Origin of the sequence: Zophobihabitans entericus, from assembly GCF_011745665.1 — a bacterium.
Classification (GTDB): Bacteria; Pseudomonadota; Gammaproteobacteria; order Enterobacterales; family Orbaceae; genus Zophobihabitans; species Zophobihabitans entericus.
The window spans coordinates 1,391,163-1,413,780 of record NZ_CP050253.1; the positions used below are offsets into that span (position 1 = coordinate 1,391,163).

Annotated in this window: 24 protein-coding genes; 12 read left to right on the forward strand and 12 right to left on the reverse strand. The window is 38.6% G+C overall.

From position 1 onward, the window contains the following. Positions 1-67: 67 nt before the first annotated feature. Both pyrE and rph read right to left on the reverse strand, forming a co-directional pair. A complete protein-coding gene (pyrE, locus tag IPMB12_RS06230; RefSeq protein ID WP_166916011.1) occupies positions 68-718 on the reverse strand; it encodes an orotate phosphoribosyltransferase in 651 nt (216 codons plus the stop codon). A gap of 79 nt (positions 719-797) precedes the next feature. Next, on the reverse strand, positions 798-1,514 hold the full coding sequence (gene rph / locus IPMB12_RS06235; protein ID WP_166916013.1) for a ribonuclease PH: 717 nt from the start codon (positions 1,512-1,514) through the stop codon (positions 798-800). A 220-nt stretch (positions 1,515-1,734) separates the two neighbouring features. On the opposite strand from rph, the gene IPMB12_RS06240 reads away from it, so the two are divergent. After that, positions 1,735-2,601 (forward strand): YicC/YloC family endoribonuclease, encoded by an 867-nt coding sequence (locus tag IPMB12_RS06240; RefSeq protein ID WP_166916014.1) that lies wholly within the window; start codon positions 1,735-1,737, stop codon positions 2,599-2,601. Positions 2,602-2,604: 3 nt separating this feature from the next. Then, positions 2,605-3,348, forward strand: coding sequence for a GntR family transcriptional regulator (locus IPMB12_RS06245; RefSeq protein WP_166916017.1), 744 nt, complete (start codon positions 2,605-2,607; stop codon positions 3,346-3,348). Here IPMB12_RS06245 and IPMB12_RS06250 read toward each other — a convergent pair. Together IPMB12_RS06250 and deoC are read right to left on the reverse strand one after the other, a co-directional pair. Further along, positions 3,345-3,659, reverse strand: coding sequence for an MGMT family protein (locus tag IPMB12_RS06250; RefSeq protein ID WP_166916019.1), 315 nt, complete (start codon positions 3,657-3,659; stop codon positions 3,345-3,347). The two genes, IPMB12_RS06245 and IPMB12_RS06250, sit on opposite strands and share 4 nt — an antisense overlap. 106 nt (positions 3,660-3,765) lie before the next feature. After that, positions 3,766-4,476: a deoxyribose-phosphate aldolase gene (deoC, locus tag IPMB12_RS06255; RefSeq protein ID WP_166916021.1), complete on the reverse strand. Its 711-nt coding sequence runs from the start codon at positions 4,474-4,476 to the stop codon at positions 3,766-3,768. Positions 4,477-4,726: 250 nt separating this feature from the next. On the opposite strand from deoC, the gene IPMB12_RS06260 reads away from it, so the two are divergent. The 4 genes from IPMB12_RS06260 to IPMB12_RS06275 all read left to right on the forward strand — a co-directional run bounded on the left by IPMB12_RS06260 (position 4,727) and on the right by IPMB12_RS06275 (position 7,414). Continuing rightward, positions 4,727-5,143 carry a PTS sugar transporter subunit IIA gene (locus IPMB12_RS06260; RefSeq protein ID WP_166916023.1) on the forward strand — a complete coding sequence of 139 codons (417 nt, stop codon included), beginning with the start codon at positions 4,727-4,729 and terminating at the stop codon, positions 5,141-5,143. A gap of 23 nt (positions 5,144-5,166) precedes the next feature. Further along, the gene (locus IPMB12_RS06265) at positions 5,167-5,658 is read left to right on the forward strand and encodes a PTS system mannose/fructose/N-acetylgalactosamine-transporter subunit IIB (protein WP_166916025.1); all 492 of its coding nucleotides are present in this window, start codon (positions 5,167-5,169) and stop codon (positions 5,656-5,658) included. A 73-nt stretch (positions 5,659-5,731) separates the two neighbouring features. Further along, complete coding sequence (locus IPMB12_RS06270; RefSeq protein ID WP_166916026.1) at positions 5,732-6,571, forward strand: PTS mannose/fructose/sorbose/N-acetylgalactosamine transporter subunit IIC; 840 nt, start codon at positions 5,732-5,734, stop codon at positions 6,569-6,571. 18 nt (positions 6,572-6,589) lie between these two features. Next, positions 6,590-7,414, forward strand: a complete 825-nt coding sequence (locus tag IPMB12_RS06275) for a PTS system mannose/fructose/sorbose family transporter subunit IID (RefSeq protein WP_166916028.1) — start codon at positions 6,590-6,592, stop codon at positions 7,412-7,414. Between the two features lie 841 nt (positions 7,415-8,255). Here IPMB12_RS06275 and zupT read toward each other — a convergent pair. The 4 genes from zupT to IPMB12_RS06295 all read right to left on the reverse strand — a co-directional run bounded on the left by zupT (position 8,256) and on the right by IPMB12_RS06295 (position 10,749). Then, the gene (gene zupT, locus IPMB12_RS06280) at positions 8,256-9,050 is read right to left on the reverse strand and encodes a zinc transporter ZupT (RefSeq protein ID WP_166916030.1); all 795 of its coding nucleotides are present in this window, start codon (positions 9,048-9,050) and stop codon (positions 8,256-8,258) included. 41 nt (positions 9,051-9,091) lie between these two features. Then, positions 9,092-9,409 (reverse strand): DUF167 family protein YggU, encoded by a 318-nt coding sequence (yggU, locus tag IPMB12_RS06285; RefSeq protein WP_166916032.1) that lies wholly within the window; start codon positions 9,407-9,409, stop codon positions 9,092-9,094. Continuing rightward, the gene (locus tag IPMB12_RS06290) at positions 9,394-9,948 is read right to left on the reverse strand and encodes a YggT family protein (protein WP_166916034.1); all 555 of its coding nucleotides are present in this window, start codon (positions 9,946-9,948) and stop codon (positions 9,394-9,396) included. Before IPMB12_RS06290 ends, yggU begins: the two co-directional genes overlap by 16 nt. A gap of 96 nt (positions 9,949-10,044) precedes the next feature. Continuing rightward, positions 10,045-10,749 carry a YggS family pyridoxal phosphate-dependent enzyme gene (locus IPMB12_RS06295; RefSeq protein ID WP_166916036.1) on the reverse strand — a complete coding sequence of 235 codons (705 nt, stop codon included), beginning with the start codon at positions 10,747-10,749 and terminating at the stop codon, positions 10,045-10,047. 19 nt (positions 10,750-10,768) lie between these two features. Between IPMB12_RS06295 and IPMB12_RS06300 the strand changes: the two genes are divergently transcribed. Next, entirely contained in the window at positions 10,769-11,752 is a 984-nt protein-coding gene (locus IPMB12_RS06300) for a type IV pilus twitching motility protein PilT (protein WP_166916038.1), read from the forward strand. Positions 11,753-11,890: 138 nt separating this feature from the next. Here the strand turns inward: IPMB12_RS06300 and IPMB12_RS06305 are convergent, their stop codons facing one another. The 4 genes from IPMB12_RS06305 to yfbV all read right to left on the reverse strand — a co-directional run bounded on the left by IPMB12_RS06305 (position 11,891) and on the right by yfbV (position 14,528). Further along, a complete protein-coding gene (locus IPMB12_RS06305) occupies positions 11,891-12,307 on the reverse strand; it encodes a hypothetical protein (protein WP_166916040.1) in 417 nt (138 codons plus the stop codon). A 111-nt stretch (positions 12,308-12,418) separates the two neighbouring features. Further along, the gene (gene cysK / locus IPMB12_RS06310) at positions 12,419-13,387 is read right to left on the reverse strand and encodes a cysteine synthase A (RefSeq protein ID WP_166916042.1); all 969 of its coding nucleotides are present in this window, start codon (positions 13,385-13,387) and stop codon (positions 12,419-12,421) included. A gap of 137 nt (positions 13,388-13,524) precedes the next feature. After that, positions 13,525-14,082, reverse strand: coding sequence for a primosomal replication protein PriC (priC, locus tag IPMB12_RS06315; RefSeq protein WP_166916044.1), 558 nt, complete (start codon positions 14,080-14,082; stop codon positions 13,525-13,527). Then, entirely contained in the window at positions 14,079-14,528 is a 450-nt protein-coding gene (gene yfbV, locus IPMB12_RS06320; RefSeq protein WP_166916047.1) for a terminus macrodomain insulation protein YfbV, read from the reverse strand. Before yfbV ends, priC begins: the two co-directional genes overlap by 4 nt. A gap of 196 nt (positions 14,529-14,724) precedes the next feature. On the opposite strand from yfbV, the gene IPMB12_RS06325 reads away from it, so the two are divergent. From IPMB12_RS06325 to IPMB12_RS06345, 5 genes are all read left to right on the forward strand, one after another. Next, positions 14,725-15,927 carry an acetate kinase gene (locus tag IPMB12_RS06325; RefSeq protein ID WP_166916049.1) on the forward strand — a complete coding sequence of 401 codons (1,203 nt, stop codon included), beginning with the start codon at positions 14,725-14,727 and terminating at the stop codon, positions 15,925-15,927. Between the two features lie 49 nt (positions 15,928-15,976). Beyond that, positions 15,977-18,112 carry a phosphate acetyltransferase gene (gene pta, locus IPMB12_RS06330; RefSeq protein WP_166916051.1) on the forward strand — a complete coding sequence of 712 codons (2,136 nt, stop codon included), beginning with the start codon at positions 15,977-15,979 and terminating at the stop codon, positions 18,110-18,112. Positions 18,113-18,342: 230 nt separating this feature from the next. Beyond that, complete coding sequence (gene guaA / locus IPMB12_RS06335; RefSeq protein ID WP_166916053.1) at positions 18,343-19,926, forward strand: glutamine-hydrolyzing GMP synthase; 1,584 nt, start codon at positions 18,343-18,345, stop codon at positions 19,924-19,926. 286 nt (positions 19,927-20,212) lie between these two features. After that, on the forward strand, positions 20,213-21,370 hold the full coding sequence (locus IPMB12_RS06340; protein WP_166916055.1) for a winged helix-turn-helix domain-containing protein: 1,158 nt from the start codon (positions 20,213-20,215) through the stop codon (positions 21,368-21,370). 299 nt (positions 21,371-21,669) lie between these two features. Further along, positions 21,670-22,482 carry an alpha/beta fold hydrolase gene (locus IPMB12_RS06345; protein WP_166916057.1) on the forward strand — a complete coding sequence of 271 codons (813 nt, stop codon included), beginning with the start codon at positions 21,670-21,672 and terminating at the stop codon, positions 22,480-22,482. The last annotated feature ends 136 nt before the right edge of the window (positions 22,483-22,618 follow it).

The following is a 22,618-nucleotide window of genomic DNA, read 5'->3' on the forward strand; positions in this document are numbered from 1 at the left end:
GTGTGTAAGAGTAAAAAAACCGCTTTAATTAGCGGTTTTTTATTTGTCTTGTTTTTATTTGATACTATTAAATATTGATACCATACTGGGCACGATATGCCTGAACACGTTTTAACTCTTCTGATTGATTATCCTGTTCCATTAAATAAGTAATTAAGTCATTTAAAGTGATAATAGAAATAACGTCACAATGGTAGTTTTGCTTAATTTCCTGAATCGCTGATAGTTCTCCCTGACCTTTCTCCTGACGGTCAAGAGAAATAAGCACACCGGCTAATTTTGAGTTATTAGCCTGTAGGATATTCATTGATTCTCGAATTGCTGTACCTGCTGTTATTACGTCATCTACAAGCATTACGCGACAGTTAGTAATAGGAGTGCCGACCAGATTACCGCCTTCACCATGATCCTTTGCTTCTTTACGGTTAAAACAGTAAGGGACTTCTAAGTTATGGTGCTCAGAAAGTGCTACAACAGTTGTCGTCACAATTGGGATGCCTTTATAAGCAGGCCCAAAGATCACATCGTATTGTAAATTAGCATCAATAAGTGCTTCTGCATAGAAACGACCAAGTAGTGCCAAATCTTTACCGGTATTGAAGAGACCAGCATTAAAGAAGTAAGGACTTTTACGACCTGACTTTAAGGTAAACTCACCAAATTTAAGAACTTGCCGGTCAAGAGCGAACTGAATGAACTGGCGTTGGTATGGCTTCATGTTTTTCTCCAAATATTCTCTTCAATAATATACGTTTTATTCTGTGGCAAAAATAAAGCGACTGAGTCGCTTTATTATATTAATCTTTTAATGCTACTTTTTGTTTCTCAATAATTGTTTTGATACCATTTCTGGCAAGTTCAAGCAGTTCAAGTAACTCTTCATGAGTGAAAGGTTCACCTTCAGCGGTACCCTGAATTTCAATAATACGGCCATCTTCTGTCATCACGACATTCATATCTGTTTCTGCATTAGAATCTTCAATATATTCTAAATCGCAAACGGCTTCATCATTAACGATACCCACAGAAATAGCAGCAACTAAACCTTTAAGAGGATTCGTTTTTAGAGTCTTATCAGCTACCATTTTATTTAACGCATCAGCCAGAGCAACACAGGCACCAGTAATAGAAGCGGTACGTGTACCACCGTCAGCTTGTAAAACATCACAATCAAGGGTAATGGTATATTCACCTAGAGTCTGTAAATCAACAGCAGCACGCAGTGAACGGGCGATTAAACGCTGAATTTCCAGTGTTCTGCCACCTTGTTTACCTTTAGCTGCTTCACGCTGATTACGTGTGTGAGTTGAGCGCGGGAGCATTCCATATTCAGCTGTTATCCAGCCTTGATTCTGACCTTTTAAAAAGCGAGGTACACCCTCTTCAATTGTAGCAGTACAAATAACTTTAGTTTCACCAAATTCAACCAGAACTGAGCCTTCTGCATGTTTTGTATAATGACGAGTAAGTTTGATAGGGCGTACTTCGGGTGCGGCTCGACCTGCAGGGCGCATTGCAATTTCTCCAAAATTATTTGTATTACATTTGTGTTAATACAGATTACAAAAAATATCTTGAGCATTCTATTAGGGGACATTGTTACTTGTGTTGCTATGTATGTAAAAATATAAAGATATTTTAAATTCACAATGTTTAGCCTAAGCTAAGAGCGCATTATACAGAATTTATGATACAATGCACAGTAACATTTAAGGAAATTTATGAGGTTAATCTATGATTCGCAGTATGACCGCTTATGCAAGGAAGGAGCTTAGTCAATCATGGGGGAGTGCCGCCTGGGAAATCCGATCCGTTAATCAACGTTATCTGGAAACGTATATACGCTTACCTGAGCAGCTTCGTTCACTTGAACCGATTATTCGTGAAAGACTGCGTAATCGACTGACTCGCGGTAAAATTGAATGTAATTTACGCTTTGAGCTTGATGCGGCAAATCAAAATCATGAATTACTGTTAAATAAACGCTTAGCTCAGCAAATTCTGTCTGCCGCTGACTGGATTAAAACTGAACACTATGCTGGTGATGTCAATCCTATTGAAGTGTTACGTTGGCCTGGGGTTATGTCAGCTAAAGAGCAGGATTTAGATGCCATCTCTCAGGAGATCTTAAGTTTACTTGATACTGCTATTGATGAATTTATTACTGTCCGTGAAACAGAAGGTAAATCGCTAGCAACATTAATTATACAGCGTCTGGAAGCTGTACAGGTAGAAATTGACAGAATCCGGGGCTGGATGCCAGAAATTATTCAATGGCAAAAAGACAAATTAATTACCAAATTGGCAGATGCCAATCTTGAGCTGGATAATGGAAGAGTCGAGCAAGAGCTGATTCTTATGGCGCAGCGTCTGGATGTTGCAGAAGAGCTGGATCGTCTGTCAACGCACGTTAAAGAGACTTACGTTATTTTAAAGAAAAACGAAGCTGTTGGTCGTCGTTTAGATTTTATGATGCAAGAGTTTAACCGTGAATCTAATACTATTGCGTCAAAATCTATCAATGCAGACGTGACAAATTCAGCAATTGAATTAAAAGTCCTGATTGAGCAGATGCGTGAGCAGATTCAAAATATTGAGTAGGCTATGACAAAAAGTAAAATCCCGATGCATCAGCATATTCAACAGGATTTGCTGAAAAAGATACAGTCAGGTGAATACCCTGAGTTTAGTCTTATTCCCAAAGAGACTGAACTGACGGAGATATATCAGGTTAGCCGCCCAACTGTACGTCAGGCTATTCAGGGATTGGTGAACGAAGGGTATCTGGAACGTAAAAAACGTCGTGGAACTATCGTACGTCAGAAGAAGATTGATCAGGATTTTACTCACATTATTGAAAGTTATGATTCAGAGATGAACCGTAAAGGTTTATTGCCTAAAACTCAGGTTCTAATGCTTAAAGAAGATACTGCAACTGAAGACGTGGCACAAAGCCTGAATTTAAAAGAGGGCGATAAAGTTTATAAACTGGTTCGTTTGCGTTATGCGCAAAACAATCCCATTGTTTTAGTCACGACTTATTTACCTTTTGCTCTGTTACCTGATTTTATGAGCCATGATTTCTCGCAGGAGAAATTATATACTGTTTTAGAAAAGTTAAATTTTGCCATTACCTCTATTCGCCGTAAACTTGAGGTACTAAAAGCAGATGAGACGACGAGTGATTTACTTGATATAGAAGAAGGGGATCCAATTTTCTACTTCCATTCAACCGGTTACACCCGTGAGCGTATACCTGTTGAATACTCGATTTCTAAATATCGTGGTGATATGAACTCATTTATCTTTGAACTAAATAATAATGCTGCACAAGCATTATTAATTTAAAGTTCCCAGCCAAATTTCTTTAGATCCACTTTATCGTTTTTACCAAAGGCTATACCTTCACCGAGCAATTTTTGTTTCTGATTAAGATAACTTTCATTTTTAACCGAAATCTTTCCCTGACTATTGATAATGCGATAATAAGGTAGTTTTGTATCTTTGGACATTTTACGTAAAGCAAAGCAAACCTGACGAATGTAGGTAGGAGCGCCAGCAAGGCGAGCAATCTGGCCATAAGTGGCTACTTTTCCTTTAGGAATTTGTGCAATGACAGCATAAACACGGGAAGAAAAGTTATCAAATTCAGCTTCCATTTATCTTACCTCGCAGAATATTCATTATAATTGTATGCGCACAGCATAACGGAATTTATTGTAATAAAAAAGCCCTCATCAGAGGGCTTTACAGAGGTATTTATCATTAGATCTCAATAAAAGAGCGGTTTTCTTTTTTACATTGCAGAGTTAATTCATCAATGATTCTTATTCCAGCACTGGTTCCGATACGTTCAGCACCTAATGAGACCATTTTCAAGAATGTTTCTACGTCACGAATACCACCAGCGGCTTTTACTTTAACAGTGTCACCAACCGTATCTTTCATAAGTTTAACGTCTTCAAATGTTGCACCACTTGGTCCAAAACCTGTTGAAGTCTTAATAAAGTCAGGTTTTACCTGTTTGGCAATTTCACATAATTTAACGATTTCAGCCTTAGTTAAATAACAGTTCTCAAAAATAACTTTTGAAATAACGTTTTTTCCGCGACAAATATCGACAATTTGCTGCATTTCATTACGAATGTAGTCGTAATTTTGATTTTTAAGTTCAGTGATATTAATCACGTAGTCAATTTCGGTAGCGCCAATTTCAATGGCATTCTTGGTTTCAAATACTTTCGCTTCAATAGTTGTCTGGCCCAGAGGGAAAGCAATGGCAGCACCGATATTAATATCGGTTCCTTTTAATTCCTGAGCACAGAGCGCTGATTGCACCTGATTAATGGCTACCATTTTGAAATGGTACTTTTTAGCTTCAGAACAAAGTTTTTGTATATCAGCGGACGCCGCATCTGCTTTTAAATTTGTGTGATCTATAAAACGGCTTAAATCATCTAGCGTATATTTCTTCATATTTAACCTCCTTATATGTAATTACATATTATTGTAATTTAAAATATAAACCTGTCAATTTGAATCCTTTTTATTTTGTGATTTTATTCACAAAATATGATTTTAAAGGTTTTTTTATATTGTGTGGGTTATTTTAATATGTAAGTATATATTTAATTAAATAACTAAAATGTTATATCTTATTGAGAGAAGCTGAAGCCAAAATATAGTCGTGATTTACTAGAGTTTGGCAGAAGAGTAAGGAGGCGCAATGCAAATTATAGTCACTTCTCATGGTGATTTATGTGAGGGTATTTTAAGTAGTTATGAGATGGTTGCTGGTAAAAGCCATCACATTACTCCGGTTAAGTTGACCGATAAAGGGATTAGCGACTATACGCAAAGACTTACTGAACAACTTGATCAAATTATTTTACATGAGCCAGTTCTGATTTTGTGTGACCTGGAAGGCGGTACACCTTATAACGAATCCTATAAATATTTATTACAGCATCCTGATAAAGTCCGGGTGATATGTGGCCTTAATTTGCCCATGCTGATTGAAGCTGGTCTGGCTGTTAGCGATATTTCAGACCAGGATGAGCTGGTTGAACTAACACTGAATGCTGCTATGCAGTCAATTAAAAGTATTGACGCAGAGCAGCCAGAAGATGAATTAGATTTTTAATCTTTAATGAGAGGGAAAGTAACATGACTATTACTTTAGCAAGAGTTGATGATCGTGTGATTCACGGTCAGATTACTACTCGTTGGACAAAAGCCCGACCAGTACAAGGAATTTTAGTTGTGGGCGATAACATTGCACATGATGAGCTGCGTAAGAAAGTCTTAAAAGCCGCGGCTGGTAACCTTAAGATTGGTATTTATACTGTTGAACAAGCGATTGAAAAAATCCCTCAAGGTGTAGCTTCAGATAAGAATTTTTTCTTAATTAGTGACTCTCCTCAAACCTTTGCGAAGTTACTCGAACTCGGTGTGAACTTTGGTAAAACCTTAAATATTGGTTGTATGAATACCAGAGCAGGGGCAAAGGTTTTGGGAAGAACGGTGGCGATTGATGAGAAGGACTATAACGCCTTTGATTATATTGAAAAGAAAGGTGTGAATATTGAGTTTCAATTACTTCCTGATGATGACTCAAGACCATGGGATGTGCTTAAGAAAAAATACGATTCACTATAGTTACTCGAAATAAAATTGAGTGAATAAAACTGAGCGAATGAAATTAATCGACTGATATGCGAGGGAAATAAATATGGATGCAGCATTATTGATATCAGCAATGTTAACGGGACTATTTTGTTATTTAGGTGCAATAGAATCCCCTTGGTTATTTGGTATGTCGGGTGGGTTCTATATTGTTGGACGACCACTGGTAGCGGGTTTACTGGTAGGTCTGGCTTTTGGCGATGTACAGGCAGGTGTATTATGCGGGCTTGCTGTACAGGCAGTATTTATCGCTAATTTATCAACCGGTGGGGCTACAAATAGTGAAATTACTTATGCCGCATATGGTGGTATCGGGCTGGCGCTGGCAACAACCAGAGAACCGGCAGTTGCGGTGACATTATCTGTGCTGATTGGTCAAACATTTGGGCTGATTTTCTATAATACACGTATGGCAGTGTATTCATTCTGGAATAACCGCGCCCAGCAAGCTGCTGACCATAATGATACACGCGGCATTATGTTGAATCATGTTCTCTATCCACAAATTACTACGTTTATTCTGCGTGCAGTTCCTATTTTTTTAGCGATTTATTTTGGTGCCGGACTGGTTGAGTGGTTATTGAATAATGTTCCTCAGGTAGTGACAGATATTATCTCTGTTCTTGGTGGCGTATTGCCGGCTCTTGGGATTGCAATGCTGATGAGTATTGTCATCAAAGAGAAAATGCATTTGATCTTCTTCTTTGCTGGTTTTGTGCTGTTAGCCTTTGCCGGACTTAGTATGATTGCACTGGTGTTTATTGCGGCACTGGTCGCTTATTTGTACTTTATGGCCAGTAAAAAAGAGACAGCGGCAGCCTCATCTTCAGCAAGTGTTGCAGAAGCTAAATCTCAAGACGTATTTGAAGACGAAGATCTATTTTAAGGTTCAAGGAGAAAGAAGATGGAAAATACAGCAGAAAAACCAAGAATGAGTAAAAAAGAGCTGCGTCAGATTTGGTACCGATGGGGTTTTACTCATCTGTCTTCCATGAGTTATGAAAAACTCCAGGCACATGCATGGGCATATTCTTATATCCCATTTGTAGAAAAATACTATAAAGATGACCCGGAAGCAAAGCATCGTTTATTACTACGTCATTCAATGTTTTATAACACAGAACCACAAACCGGGCAGTTGATCAATGGTATTGTGGCTTCTATGGAAGAGGAGATTGCACGCGGTCATGATGTACCAGAGGAATTACCTGTTAATATTAAAGCGACGCTCATGGGACCTTTAGCCGGGATTGGTGACTCTTTAATTCAGGGTATTATCGTTCCAATATTGCTGTCAATTGCAATGGGGATGGCAGCTGGTGGTAGTGCAGTTGGACCTATTTTCTATATTATCGCGTATGCGATCATTGGTCCGCTTATCTCATATCTGAGCTTTTTTAATGGTTACCGCTTAGGGGTGAGTGCCATTGATACTATCATTGGTGATAATGTTAAGCGTATTACCGATGCCTTTAATATTTTAGGGATTATGGTCGTTGGTGGACTGGCTGCCGGGAATATTGTCTTACAAACAAAGCTAGAGATTCCGATGGGAGATAGTATTCGTGGGCTGCAGGATGTTCTGGATGGTATTTTCCCTAAAATCTTACCACTGAGTATGGTCTTACTTGCTTGGTGGTTAATTGCCTCTAAACAGATGACGGCTACTAGGGTGATTTTAATCTTAACGGCTATTTCAGCATTTGGGGTTGTTATTGGGGTGTTCTAGGTTTTGGACTATTATTAGTTAGAATAATCAAAAGCTGCTATTTAGTGGCTTTTTTTATTGTTTGTTATTAGCATGGGTTTAGGGGCGGACTGCGCCGCCCGTGCACAATATTTTGTCGATGTTGCCTGTTCCGTGGGACTTGATGGCCTACCGCACCCCATAGGCACCCGCTCGAGGACTCGCTAAGACCTATGAGGTACGCTCTCCATCAATCACGGCATTTGATTCGTAAATAAAAAAGGAATAACATCTTATTCTGTTGACATTCAAGACAGATGAGGAGAGATTTCTTTAAGAATTTAAGAATTTAAGAATTTAAGAATTTAAGAATTTAAGAATTTAAGAATTTAAGAATTTAAGAATTTAAGAATTTAAGAATTTTTCTTATTTAGTTTCTTTTACATATTAGTTTCTTGATATTTGGAAACTGTTTTGAAAGGTCTCTGGAGCCTTGATTGATGGAAACCATACTTTAGAGGTCTTAGTGAGCCTGACGAACGGGCGCCTCTATGGTGTGGTAAGCCATCAAGCCCACGGAATCTGCAGCAGCTTTAACAGAACACGCGTAAAAGCGGGGCGCGCTCCCCGCTCGATACCCTGCCAATAACAGCGAAAAACTAAAAATCATATAAATAAAAATATCACACCAGCGGGGCGTGCTCCCCGCTAAAAACCCTGCTAATAACAAACATAAAAAAGATGTTTTCTAATAACAAAAACTGAAAATTATAACCTTTTGATTTTATTAAATATTTTATTTTGAGTGGTTTTGATTTATCTAAATTAAATAACAGGGAATAAGAACTAAAAAGCCATCTATTATAGATAGCTTTATTTGGAATTAGAAGTATTGTAGTAATATCAGGCTAAAGCCCATGACTGTCATTCCACACAGGATTCCGATACTTGGATTTCGCTTAGGGTCAACTTCTTTGGCCAAAGGAATAAGTTCGTCAATAGATAGGGCCACCATAATACCCGCTACAGCAGACATGATACTTGCCATGACCATGTTGGAGATGATTTCACCCAGAATGAAGTAGGTGAGAACACCACCAAGCATTTCAGAGCATCCAGATATCCCAGCCCAAAAGAGTGCTTGTCCTTTAGAACCTGTCGCCATATAAACAGGCGCCGCAACGGCCAGTCCTTCCGGAATATTATGAATAGCAACGGCAATTGCTACACCAAAGCCAAGTTCCCAGTTTGCACTAGCAGTTACAAACGTGGCAATCCCTTCCGGGAAATTATGTAAACTGATACCAAGTGTTAACAGAATTGCGGTACGTTTTAGTTTATCTTTGCGTTTATCCATCTCACACGCATAGCACTCAAGATCGCCTTCTTCACATGGAAGGTCATAAGGATGACAGTGAGGAAGTAGTCGATCTAAACCAAAATATCCAACCAGGCCCACAATAAACATGGCATAACACAGAATAGGAGACACCCCCGGCGTTGCAAAAGCCGCAGGTAACATTTCCATTAAAGAAATTAGCAACATAATACCGGCAGCAAAACCTAAAGAAAACCCAAGTACTCTCTCAGATGGTTTTTTGGTCATGACACCAAAAAGAGCCCCGATAAATGTAGATGCACCGGCAAGTACTGTGAGTATGAGTGGTGTTGCTGTCATATGTCTAAATCTTCCTTAGTGATAATAATTCTCATTTTCTTTTAATTATTGCAAATCAATTCTAAAATGTCATCTGAAATTGTTACTGGTTGTAAAACTTTTACTTGTTTATGGCGACCTAATTCACCTTTCTCAATCATAATCGAACTTTTAGCAACTTTGAATTGTTTAGATAAAAATTTTATTAAATGTTGATTTGCCTGACCGTCAACAGGTGGCGCGGTAATCGCCACTTTTAACTCATGATTATGGACTCCAACAATTTGATCTCTGCTGGATTTAGGTTGGATATACAGTCTTAAAGTTAATTCGTTGCTTTCTTTGTTAAAGACAACAGGGGAACTTACAGTAGCATCCATACAATACCAAACAAGTCCGTTGCAATAAGATTTAGGGCAATAAGTGCAAAAACAAAAATCATAAAGGAGATATCAATGCTGCCAAATGGTGGCACGATTCGACGAATTGGTCTGATCAGCGGTTCAGTTAGCTGCGCCAGTAAATCTTCAACAGGGGACTGGCCACGATTGATCCAGCTTAAAATAGCACGTACCAGTAACATCCAAAAGATAAGGTGACCAAGCGCATGAAACATAGCAAGAATACCATAAAACAGGTACATCATGTTCCATACCGGCCATTTTAAAGCATAGGTCGTGATAAAAATAACTTTAATAAGAGCAATAATATAAGTCACAAGCACAATAGATGTATCAATACGACCAATGGACGGAATAATACGTCTTAGCGGTCCGACAATTGGTTGAGTAATACGTAAGACAAATTGAGTAAATGGATTATAAAAATTGACTCGTGCATATTGCATCCAGAGTCTTAGAATAAACACATAAATACCGACTGTCAGAATTGTATTTACAATATAAAATATTGATGCCATTTAATTACCTCTCTCAATGTTTGGTGATTATAACATAGATAGTAGCCATCAATGCACCATATTTCATTGAGCTATTTTTAGATTAAAATCAGTGGATTAGGCTTGTTTTAAGCGTTCGCCAAAAATAGCACTACCGATTCTGACCATGGTACTACCCGCTTTTATTGCTGAGGTCATATCATCACTCATTCCCATAGAAAGCGTATCAATGTCCGGGTAATGTTGTTGTAAATATAAAAACAGACTATGCATTTCCTGAAAGATAGCAAACTGCTTATCAGCATCTTTTTCTGCCGCGGGGATAGCCATGAGTCCTCGCAGCTTCAGATGTGGTAACTTAACTATTTCTGCAGCCAGATCCAGCATAGCTTTAGGCTCAATACCAGACTTACTCTCTTCATCGCTGATATTAATTTGAATCAAGGTATTTAAAGGTGATTTATGCTGTGGTCTTTGTGCATCTAATCTTTGGGCTATTTTCAGGCGGTCAATGGTATGAATCCAGTCAAAGTGTTCTGCAACCAGTTTGGTTTTATTTGACTGTAAAGGGCCGATAAAGTGCCACACGGGCCTTTGAACTAAATCCTGCGACTGGAAATGAATTACTTTTTCTACGCCTTCCTGCACATAGTTTTCACCAAAATGAACTTGTCCTGCGTGCAGAGCCTGCTCGATCATCGTTACAGGTTTTGTCTTGCTGACTGCAACCAGTGTAATTGTTTTGGGATCTCTGCCGCATTGCTGTGCTGTGGTATCAATCACTTGCCGGATGTGGTTTAAATTATGCTGCACATTATTCATTATTTATAACTCAATCAAGATGGAATCAATATTTGCTATCAGTTTAGCGCAAAACGCTTCAGATTTACATTTATCCAGCGGGCAAAGACCTGCTATTCGTGTTAATGGTCAGTTAATCCATTTAGAGCTTAGTGTTTTGCAACCAGATATTTTAGAACAACAATTATATCAACTCCTTTCTGAGCCACAACTGCAACAGTTAAAAATCGATAGACAGATTGATTTTGCTTATCATCATGAGCAGTATGGCCGATTTAGAGGGAATATTTTTTATCAGAAAAATGGGATTTCTGCTTCCTTTCGTTTGATTAAACAGACAATACCAACATTAAATAAACTGGGTGCTCCAACTATTTTTACTGAGTTGATTGAAAAGCAGCAGGGGCTTATTTTAATTACTGGTGCCACAGGAAGTGGTAAATCAACAACTCTGGCTGCATTAATTCAGCATATTAACCAGTCTAAGGCAAAGCATATTATTACGCTTGAAGATCCCATTGAGTTTATCTATCCCGCCGGCAAAGCATTAATACAGCAGCGAGAAGTAAATCTCCATATCTATGGGTTTGAAAGTGCACTTAAATCACTGCTAAGACAAGATCCGGATATTATTCTACTGGGGGAGCTGCGCAATCAACAAACTATTCAGGCGGCACTGACAGCAGCAGAAACTGGCCACTTAGTTCTGGCAACGTTACATACTAATTCAGCTATTCAGTCTATTAATCGTATTGTTGATGTTTTTCCAGGTGAGATGAAGTATTTTGTTAAAGCTCAGCTGGCTGACTGTTTATGTGCTGTTATTAATCAAACATTAGTCATGAATACACAAAACACAGGTCGATTTGCTGCTTATGAAGTGCTGATCAATACTCCTGCAGTAAGTCATCTGATTAAAGAGGGTAAAAACAGCCAAATATTAAGCTTATTACAAACGGGGCAACAATATGGTATGCAAACGATGGAACAGGGGATAAGAAAAGGGCTACAGCAAAATCAGTAATAAAAGATTATTAAATGGCTAAGAATGGGGATTCACTATTAGGGACTTATTAACAGATATTACAATGGTGACTATAAATTACAGGCAAAAAAATACCGTCAGAGCGACGGTATTATTTCGATAATGACTTATCGTGACTTACAGAATAAAAGTACCAATGATTGCTAATACACCGATTACGATAGCAGCAATACCGAATGCGCCTTGTAGTGGTTGTAATTTCGCAATAAGTTGTTGACCTTTTTCTTCTGTTTTTGGATTACGTGATAATACGTAAGTGTTGATTAGACCGAAGCCCATGATGAAGCCAAGAACCACTTCAACGATAGCAACAACCATCCAAATAATCCAAACCATAGGAGCAATAGTTAGTACTTCGATGTAGATGATACCTTCGATAGTACGCCAAATACCTACTAAACATACAATCACACCTAACCAACCTTGGAACGGAACTAGTTTGTCAAGTGTCTCTTTTGCATCTGGTTTTTTAGCTAAGATTAAAGACGGAGCAGCCGCAATACCAAGTACAATAAGAATGATAATGTATAACATGATGTGATTTCCTTAATTTATTTTTGTTATGTACTATAAAAATAGCCCGCAAATTATCTTTATTTTTACAAATTAAATCAAGTAATTTTCACATCAATAGTTTTTTAGCTTTTATTGATTTAGTTCTTTTTCTGTAAATAAACCATTGAATAAAGCGGTACTTAGGTATCTTTCACCTGAAGAAGGTAAAATAACCACAATTGTTTTTCCAGCATATTCAGGTAGCTTTGACATACGATCAGCAGCAAAAACAGCAGCACCGGAAGAAATACCTGCCAGAATACCTTCTTTTTCCATAATCAAACGGGCTGTTTCAATCGCTTCATCGTTTGTTACTTTTTCTACATGATCGACCAGACTTAAATCAAGGTTACCCGGAATAAAGCCTGCGCCAATACCTTGAATTTTGTGAGGGCCTGGCTTAATTGGCTCACCAGCAAGGGCTTGAGAGATCACCGGTGAATCAGTTGGTTCAACTGCAACAGAGACAATATTTTTACCTTTGGTTTTTTTCAGGTAACGGCTCACACCCGTTAAGGTACCACCCGTCCCCACACCGGCAATAAATATATCAACATTACCATCGGTATCATTCCAGATTTCTGGACCTGTGGTTTTCTCATGAATCTCCGGATTTGCCGGATTGCTAAATTGTTGCAGGATAATATTATGTTCTGGATCTGCTGCAGCAAGTTCTTCTGCTTTATCTATAGCTCCTTTCATACCAAGAGCTGCTTCAGTTAATACTAAACCTGCGCCTAATGCTTTAAGTAATTTTCGGCGTTCGATACTCATGCTAGCGGGCATAGTCAGGATGAGTTTATAACCACGAGCTGCCGCAACAGCCGCCAGAGCAATACCAGTATTACCACTGGTTGGCTCGATTAATGTGACACCTGGTTTTAATAATCCACGTTTTTCCGCATCCCAAATCATATTGGAAGCAATACGACATTTAACGCTAAAACTAGGGTTACGTGATTCAACCTTGGCCAGAATATTGCCATTACCAAAATGTTTTAAACGAACAAGTGGGGTATAACCGATAGTTTGAGAGTTATCATCAAATATTTTACTCATACAGATTCTCCTAGTCAGAGTCATAAAAGAGGAATTACTACTTATGGTTGCTATTATAAACAGCTTATAAAAAGATAACAGGAATGAATTGTTATATTCATATGCTATTTAGCTATATATAAGGTGTGATCAATAGATTAATAACGATTTGTGACAATGTCACTTTCTAGTTGTCTTTCTAATTTAGCAATGGCTGCATTACAGCGGGTGATGCGGTTTTCAAGCGCTGCCAGCTGAGTTTGAATTTGCTGTTTTTCTGCGTAAGCTCTGGCTTGCTGTAGTTTTTCTTCTTGTTCTATGCGCATAGTAACAAGTCTTCTTTGGTAATCTAAATAACGGGAATGAACCTGATAAGGTGTTTCGGTATAAACAGCTTTCGGCTCTTCAAGTCGTAGCTGTTGTGTTGCCAGTTCACGGTGCAGGGCAGCAATCTGATTAACCAGTTTCTCAGCAATATAAGCTACTTTTTCTGTTTGTTGAGTAGCGACTGTTTCCTTTAGAAAGTCAAAATTTTGCTCAATCTCAGTCAGGTAGTGTGCCAAACTGATTTTATGTGCCGGTTCATGAGTCGTCAGGAATAATTGTGGATCAAAGCGTGATTCATTCACCTGTTTCCATTTACTCTGACTGAGTTGTTGACCAAGTAAAGCAATTTGCTTCTCAAGCTGATGTAACAGATACTCCGCATTTTTCATGACAGGTGAGCTCCGTTCTGGTCTGAATCATCAAGGTCAAGGTAATCGCCAAGATGAAGTTTAGCTAAATTGAGTATTCTCATCAGATCCATAAAGTTAGGTTTGGGATTTGATTTACCTAAAACGTGTTTATCAATAAGGCGCTTTTCAAGCATAGCAAACCAATCGACCAGAGTGAGTGGCAGGGGGGAATTCGCGCGCTTGCCCAACCACAGCATTCCCTGAACCGGTAAACTAAAAGCAAATATGGATGTTAGAAGGGCAATAGCCCAATTAGCATTCATGTAATATTGCCAAATAAATAAGATGACAATCGCCGGAGGCATATATCGTTTAGCTAATTGTGTTAAACGAATGATTTTCATTTCGGGGAAGCTGCTGAGCAATCTTTTGTCATTTGGGCAAACCTGCATATAGCGTTGCCCATCTTTTAATAATTTAATCATGCTCATTTAATCTTGAAACCTCGACATTACCAATTTATTGTCTTAAAATATGCGCACCTTTTATGGAGGTCTTGCGACCTTTATTTAATCACAAATATATAAATTTATCATTAGTCATCTGATGATTGTTCATATTCATCAATATGTTCTTATTGGTGTATTGTCGTTTTATTTAAAAAATAGGGATCACATCACTATGTCGAGTAATCTTATTCTCGTTCTTAACTGTGGTAGCTCTTCACTAAAATTTGCAATTCTTGATGCTGTAAATGGTGATGAGTACATATCTGGCCTTGCTGAATGTTTCAACCTACCTGATGCACGTATTAAGTGGAAAGTAGATGGTAATAAATCTGAAGCAGACTTAGGTGCAGGCGCTGCGCATAGCGAAGCACTACAATATATCGTTGGTAAAATTCTGTCTCAAAAACCAGAATTACTTGCTAACTTAAAAGCAATTGGTCACCGTATTGTTCATGGTGGTGAGAAGTATACTCAATCAGTTGTGATTGATGACACTGTACTAAAAGGTATTGAAGATGCAGCTGCGTTTGCTCCTTTACATAACCCGGCGCATTTAATTGGTATTCGTGAAGCCTATAAAGCATTCCCACATTTAAAAAATAAAAATGTGGCTGTGTTTGATACTGCATTCCATACCACTATGCCAAAAGAAGCATATTTATATGCTATCCCTTATAACCTATATAAAGAGCATGGTATTCGTCGTTACGGTGCTCATGGTACAAGTCATTTCTATGTTAGCCGTGAAGCGGCAAAAATGCTTAACAAACCTGTTGATGAGCTGAACGTTATCACTTGTCACTTAGGTAATGGCGCATCAATTACTGCAATTAAAAACGGTAAATGTGTTGAAACTTCAATGGGCTTAACACCTCTTGAAGGACTAGTGATGGGAACTCGTTCTGGTGATATTGATCCAGCAATTATGTTCTTCTTACACGACAATTTAAAAATGTCTGTTGCTGATATTAATAACTTACTAAACAAAAAATCAGGTTTGCTTGGTTTAACAGAAGTAAGCAGTGATTGCCGTTATGTTGAAGACAACTACGGTAAAAACGAAGGTGCAACTAATGCATTTGATGTTTTCGTTCACCGTTTAGTGAAATACATTGGTGGTTACAGTATGTTACTTGATGGTCGTTTAGATGCGATTATCTTTACTGGTGGTATCGGTGAAAACTCAGAAGGTGTTCGTCGTAGTGTGATGGAAAAACTAAGTATCCTTGGTTTTGAACTTGATCAAGAACGTAACCTTGCTGCTCGTTTTGGTAAAGCTGGTGCAATCAATAAAGAAGGTTCACGCCTTGCACTTGTGATCCCAACTAACGAAGAACTTGTCATTGCGCAAGATACAAATCGCTTAACAGCATAATCATCTAACCGCCGGATAACGGCGGTTTTTTTATTAGAGAGGTATTACCGTGTCTCGTACAATTATGTTAATTCCAACCGGAACAAATGTCGGTTTAACTGGTGTTAGTTTAGGTGTAATTCGCGCAATGGAGCGTCAGGGGGTTAAATTAAGCGTATTTAAACCTGTTGCTCAGCCACGTGCTGGTGGCGATACGCCAGACCAAACCACATCAATTATTCGTGCTAACTCAACAATTTCAACTGCTGAACCACTAAAAATGAGTCATGTTGAGTCACTGCTTAGCTCAAACCAACAAGACGTTTTAATGGAGCAAGTGGTTGCTCTTTATGCTGAAAATACTAAAGATGCAGATGTCATTTTAGTTGAAGGTATCGTACCAACTAACGGCTATCCGTTTGCTAACCAACTTAACTTTGATATCGCTAAAACTTTAGGTGCAGAGATTATTTTTGTAATGTCGATGGGCCGTGATTCAGCAGAGCAACTAAAAGAGCGTATTGAAATCGCACGCTCTAACTTTGGTGGCACTAAAAACGAAAAAATCATTGGTGTACTGGTTAATAAAGTTAATGCTCCAATTGATGAACAAGGTCTTGCCCGTCCGGATATCGCTGAAATTTACCACACGCCAACGTTTGATGGTAAAAAAGTCACTATCGAAGATTTAAGAAAAGTCAGTCCGCTGCCAGTACTTGGTTGTATTCCATGGAATATCGATTTAAGTGCCAGCCGTGCCATTGATATTGCTAAACATCTGAATGCAAAAATTGTGAACGAAGGGGCAATTAAGTCACGTCGTATCAAACATGTTTCATTCTGTGCGCGTAATATCCCAAATATGCTTTCTCATCTTCAAGCCAATGCGCTGCTTGTAACTTCTGCTGATCGTGCTGATATTCTGGTTTCTGCTTCACTTTCAGTCATGAATGGTGTTGAGATTGGTGCTATTTTATTAACCGGCGGTTATGAAATCGATCCGGGTGTAAAAAAATTATGTCAACAAGCGTTTGATACAGGTTTACCAGTATTTACTGTTGATACTAATACATGGCAAACATCGATCAATCTGCAAAATTTCAATTTAGAAGTTCCGGTTGATGACCATGAACGTATTGAAGAAGTGCAAAACTTTATGGCGGATAATATCGATTCAGCCTGGGTGAAATCATTAACTGAAGTAGTTTCATCTGCACGTCGTTTATCTCCACCAGCGTTCCGTTACCAGTTAACTGAACTAGCACGTAAAGCCGGTAAAACGATTGTTCTGCCTGAAGGCGATGAACCACGCACAATTAAAGCTGCAATGATTTGTGCTGAACGCGGTATTGCTAAATGTATTCTGCTTGGTAATCCTGATGAAGTACGTCGCGTGGCAACGTCTCAAGGCGTAACACTTGGTGCAGGGATTGAAATTATGGATCCTGAGCAAGTTCGCGAAAAATATGTTCCTCGTTTAGTTGAGCTACGTAAAAACAAAGGTATGACTGATGTTATTGCGCGTGAACAACTGGCGGATAACGTAGTACTTGGTACAATGATGCTGGAAAATGGTGATGTTGATGGTTTAGTGTCAGGTGCAGTGCACACAACGGCTAATACTATTCGTCCACCGTTACAAATCATCAAAACAGCACCAAATAGCTCACTTGTATCATCAGTCTTCTTTATGCTTATGCCTGAACAGGTTTATATTTATGGTGACTGTGCGATCAATCCAGATCCAAATGCACAAGAGCTTGCTGAAATTGCTATTCAATCTGCTGATACTGCAATTGCTTTTGGTATTGAACCTCGTGTTGCTATGATCTCTTACTCAACAGGTAACTCTGGTCAGGGGGCTGATGTTGAAAAAGTGAAAGAAGCAACGCGTATTGCACAAGAAAAACGTCCAGATCTGATGATCGATGGTCCTTTGCAATACGATGCGGCGGTTATGCCTGATGTTGCTAAATCTAAGGCACCTAATTCACAAGTTGCTGGTAAAGCCACTGTGTTTATTTTCCCGGATTTAAATACAGGTAATACTACATATAAAGCGGTGCAACGTTCTGCTGATTTAGTGTCAATTGGTCCAATGCTACAAGGTATGCGTAAACCAGTTAACGACTTGTCACGTGGTGCATTAGTTGACGATATCGTTTATACTATCGCATTAACAGCAATTCAGGCGACACAACAATAAGTGTTTGAACTGAATTGATTTAAACGTAATAACAATATGAGGTGATTCTTATCACCTCATATTTCTTGTTTTTTGTATTTACTTATGTTTTATAATTGTTTCTTTGTGCTCTTTGTTATTAAGGGAATAATGATAAAATATAAAAAAAACTGCAATAAAATCAATAACTTATGTTTTTGATGTTTATTTTCAGATTTATCTTAGTCACTGTCATCATGGGAACACGATTAATGAAAAAAGACATCCACCAACAGCGTATTTTAATCCTCGATTTTGGATCACAAGTTTCGCAGCTTATTGCACGTCGTGTGCGTGAGATTGGCGTTTACTGTGAACTATGGCCATGGGACGTATCAGAAGAGAAAATCAAACAGTTCAATCCTAAAGGGATTATTCTTTCAGGTAGCCCGGAAAGTACCACTGAAGCAAATAGTCCAAGAGCACCAGAATACGTATTTAATGCAGGTATTCCGGTACTTGGAATTTGCTATGGTATGCAAACGATGGCGCTGCAAGTGGGCAAGGGTGGAAAGGTTGCCGGCTCAGACCAGCGTGAATTTGGTTACGCTAAAGTTGATATCGTCGCTTCATCAAAACTAACCGATGGTATTTTTGATAGTAAAAATGCCGCGGGTCATAATGAACTTGATGTCTGGATGAGTCATGGCGATAAAGTGTCAGCGATTCCAGATAACTTTGTGACTGTAGGGCGTACAGAAACGTGTCCTTTTGCCATTATGGCCAATGATGAAAAACGTTTTTACGGCGTACAGTTCCACCCGGAAGTGACTCATACAGTCAAGGGTGCAGAGCTATTACAACGCTTTACCATTGATATCTGTGGTTGTGAGAAGCTGTGGACTCCGTCATCTATCATTGAAGATGCTATTGAACGTATCAAAAAGCAAGTTGGTAAAGATAAAGTATTACTTGGTCTGTCAGGTGGCGTGGATTCATCTGTTACCGCTTTACTGCTACACAGAGCGATTGGTGATCAGTTAACGTGTGTGTTTGTTGACCACGGTTTACTGCGTTTAAATGAAGCACAGCAAGTAATGGATATGTTTGGTAATCGCTTTGGTTTAAATATCATTGCGGTAGAAGCAGAAGATCGTTTCTTATCTGAACTGAAAGGTGTTACTGATCCGGAAGCGAAACGTAAAACCATCGGTCGTGTATTTATTGAAGTTTTTGACGAAGAAGCCTTCAAAATTAAAGATGTGAACTGGTTAGCACAAGGTACGATTTACCCGGATGTTATCGAATCAGCAGCGACAGAGACAGGTAAAGCACATGTCATTAAATCTCACCATAATGTGGGTGGTTTACCGGAAGAGATGAAAATGGGGCTGGTTGAACCACTACGCGAACTATTTAAAGATGAAGTACGTAAAATTGGTTTAGAGCTTGGACTGCCATATGAAATGCTTTATCGTCACCCATTCCCGGGTCCGGGTCTTGGTGTTCGTGTACTGGGCGAAGTGAAGAAAGAGTATTGTGATTTACTGCGTAAAGCCGATGCTATCTTTATTGAAGAGCTGTACAAAGCAGACCTTTATCATAAAGTCAGTCAGGCGTTTACGGTATTCTTACCAGTTCGTTCTGTTGGTGTTATGGGAGATGGGCGTAAATATGACTGGGTCGTTTCACTACGTGCTGTTGAAACAGTAGACTTTATGACGGCTCACTGGGCGCATTTACCTTATGATTTCTTAGGTCGTGTTTCTAACCGAATCATCAATGAAGTCAATGGTATCTCTCGCGTGGTTTATGATATTAGCGGCAAGCCTCCAGCGACTATTGAGTGGGAATAACTTCGTAATATTCCGGTAAGTACAAAAAGCTTAAAAAGCCAGTTTTATCATCATGATAGCTGGCTTTTTTGCTCGCTAAAATACAAGGGTATTCAGAAGAAGATTGTTCTGTCTGAAACAAAGATTAAGCCGCTACAACTAAAAGAAAATATGTAAGATTACAACCTGTGATAGGCTATATTATGGCTCCTAAAACAGGGTTGGTTGATATATTACTTATCGTTATACTTTTATTCTGCCATACTTATTTTTACCTAAAATTTTATCATCTCTCGGAATTTGATTTATGACTGGTTTATCAATATCAAAGCAACAAGCATGTAAAATTGTTTTATTAAATCAATTCATTGGCTCTTCTGATAATGATATAAATACAACGTTCGATATCATTAATAAATTAGGTTATGTGCAAATAGATACTATTTCAGTGGTAGCTCGCGCACATCACCATACGTTATGGAGCCGTTCTGCCAATTATTTACCAGAGCATTTAGATTTGCTACAGCAAAGCCGTCAAATCTTTGAATACTGGTCTCATGCTGCGGCTTATCTGCCTATGAATGACTATCGTTTTTGTTTACCCAGAATGCAGGAAATGTCAACAAAAGCAGTGACCTGGTATCCGCAAGCAAAAAAAATGACGGCGCATGTTTTAGAACGTATACGTGAAGAAGGCCCTTTACAGTCTAAAGATTTTGAGCAGAAAGCTAAAAACAATAGTGGTTGGTGGGACTGGAAGCCAGCTAAACAAGCATTGGAACTGCTATTTATGCAAGGCAAATTGATGATCACTGAGCGTAATAACTTCCAGAAAGTCTTTGATCTTACCGAACGGGTTTTACCGTCAAATATTAATACCTCTTTTCCGTCAAATGAGGAATATGCCCGCTATTTAATCAAACGTTTTTTAAACTCCCATGGGCTAGGCAATGAAGCTGAATTTGGCTATTTAAGAAACGGTATGAAAGTGGCTATTCATCGTGAGCTAAAATCTTATGTCGAAGACGGCGAGATTATTCCTGTTTCCATTGAAGGAAAGACTTATTATACAACTAACAGTCATTTAGAATTATTAAATCAACGATTACCTAAGCGCCGGGTAAAGATATTGTCTCCATTTGATAATTTGCTTATCCAAAGAAAGCGTCTGTCTTTTTTGTTTGATTATGATTATCAATTAGAATGTTACGTACCACAAAATAAGCGTAGATTCGGTTATTTTTGTTTACCTTTACTTTGGGGAGATCAGTTTATTGGTCGTCTTGACGCCAAAGCTGATCGTCAACACAAAAACTTAATCGTACAAAATATCTTTGTTGAGAAAAAACCGTTGCAATTAGATCGATTTAAACATGAATTAGAATTGTCATTACAACAGTTTGCGGAGTTTAATGGTTGTGAGCAAATTGAGTGGCGACAACCAATAAGTTTTATTCATTCTTAATGTTTTAGTCAGAAGAATATCAGATTTATGGGCTTATTCGGGCACGCTGGATTGATTCTCTATGTGTCATTAATAATGACGGAATAAATATCTTTGAAGTTTTTATTAACTATCAGGGACAAATAATCAGAGGGTGTGCGAGTCTGGACAAGATAACTTCCATACACTATGATCCACCACTTTAGATTAAAACAATAATATCTTGATATCTGGCTCTGTCGCTTCTATAAAAGCCAGTTATAGTGATATTTCACAATTATTTTTTAATTAAATATTAAAATAAATCAAATGGTTATGAAATGATTAAGTCTTGTGTTGTTCGCACAGAAGATGCTGATATCGCTTATGATATTGAAGGTGAAGGACCGCTATTACTACTGATTGCAGGTGGCAATGGTGATAGCAAAATATTCACTAAACTATCTACTTATCTGTCTGACCGCTACACGGTAGTCAGGTATGACCGTCGTGCTGATGGGCGTAGTACTGGTGACATAAATGGTGAAATGGATATGGAGCAGGCTGGCCGCGATGCAGCCGCTGTCATTAAAGCACTTAACCTTGGCTCGGCATATGTATTTGGAAGTAGTGCCGGAGCAAATATTGCATTAGAGCTTACAGCTCAGCACCCTGAACTGGTGAAAGGGCTTATTGCTCATGAGCCGCCGGTTGTTAATATTTTACCGGAAAATGAAGCCAGTAAATGGCAGGCACTTTTTCATGAGGTGAGTAAAACTTTTAACACTAAGGGGGCTGCACAGGCAATGGCACTTTTTGGTACGTGTTTTATTGGTTTTGAGCAGGAAGCGATAAGGCCCACTGAGCATATTGCTGCCACTCACGAGCGCTTTTTAGCACACGAATTTGTCCATATTAACCATTATGTACCATGTATTGACGTACTGCGTAGCAGTGGAGTGCCTATTGTGATGACAGCAGGCCGCGCCAGTGGTGAGGCTTTTTATGCTAAAACTGCGCGTGAAGTTGCCCGACAGCTATCATGTACTTATGTCGATATTATTGGCCATCATTTAGGGTATCGCTTTCAGGATGCGCTACAATTTTCTGAAGAGTTAGATCAAATTATCACCATTTACCTTAACCACAACTAAACATATCAAATAATATAATACTAGTGTTAGGTACAGCCACTCTGGTAATGAGTATGAGTCATAGTTATTAAGATACTGACTATTTTTAACTTTTAACTTACTGATTATTTTAATTGTATTATTTTTTTAGAGATTT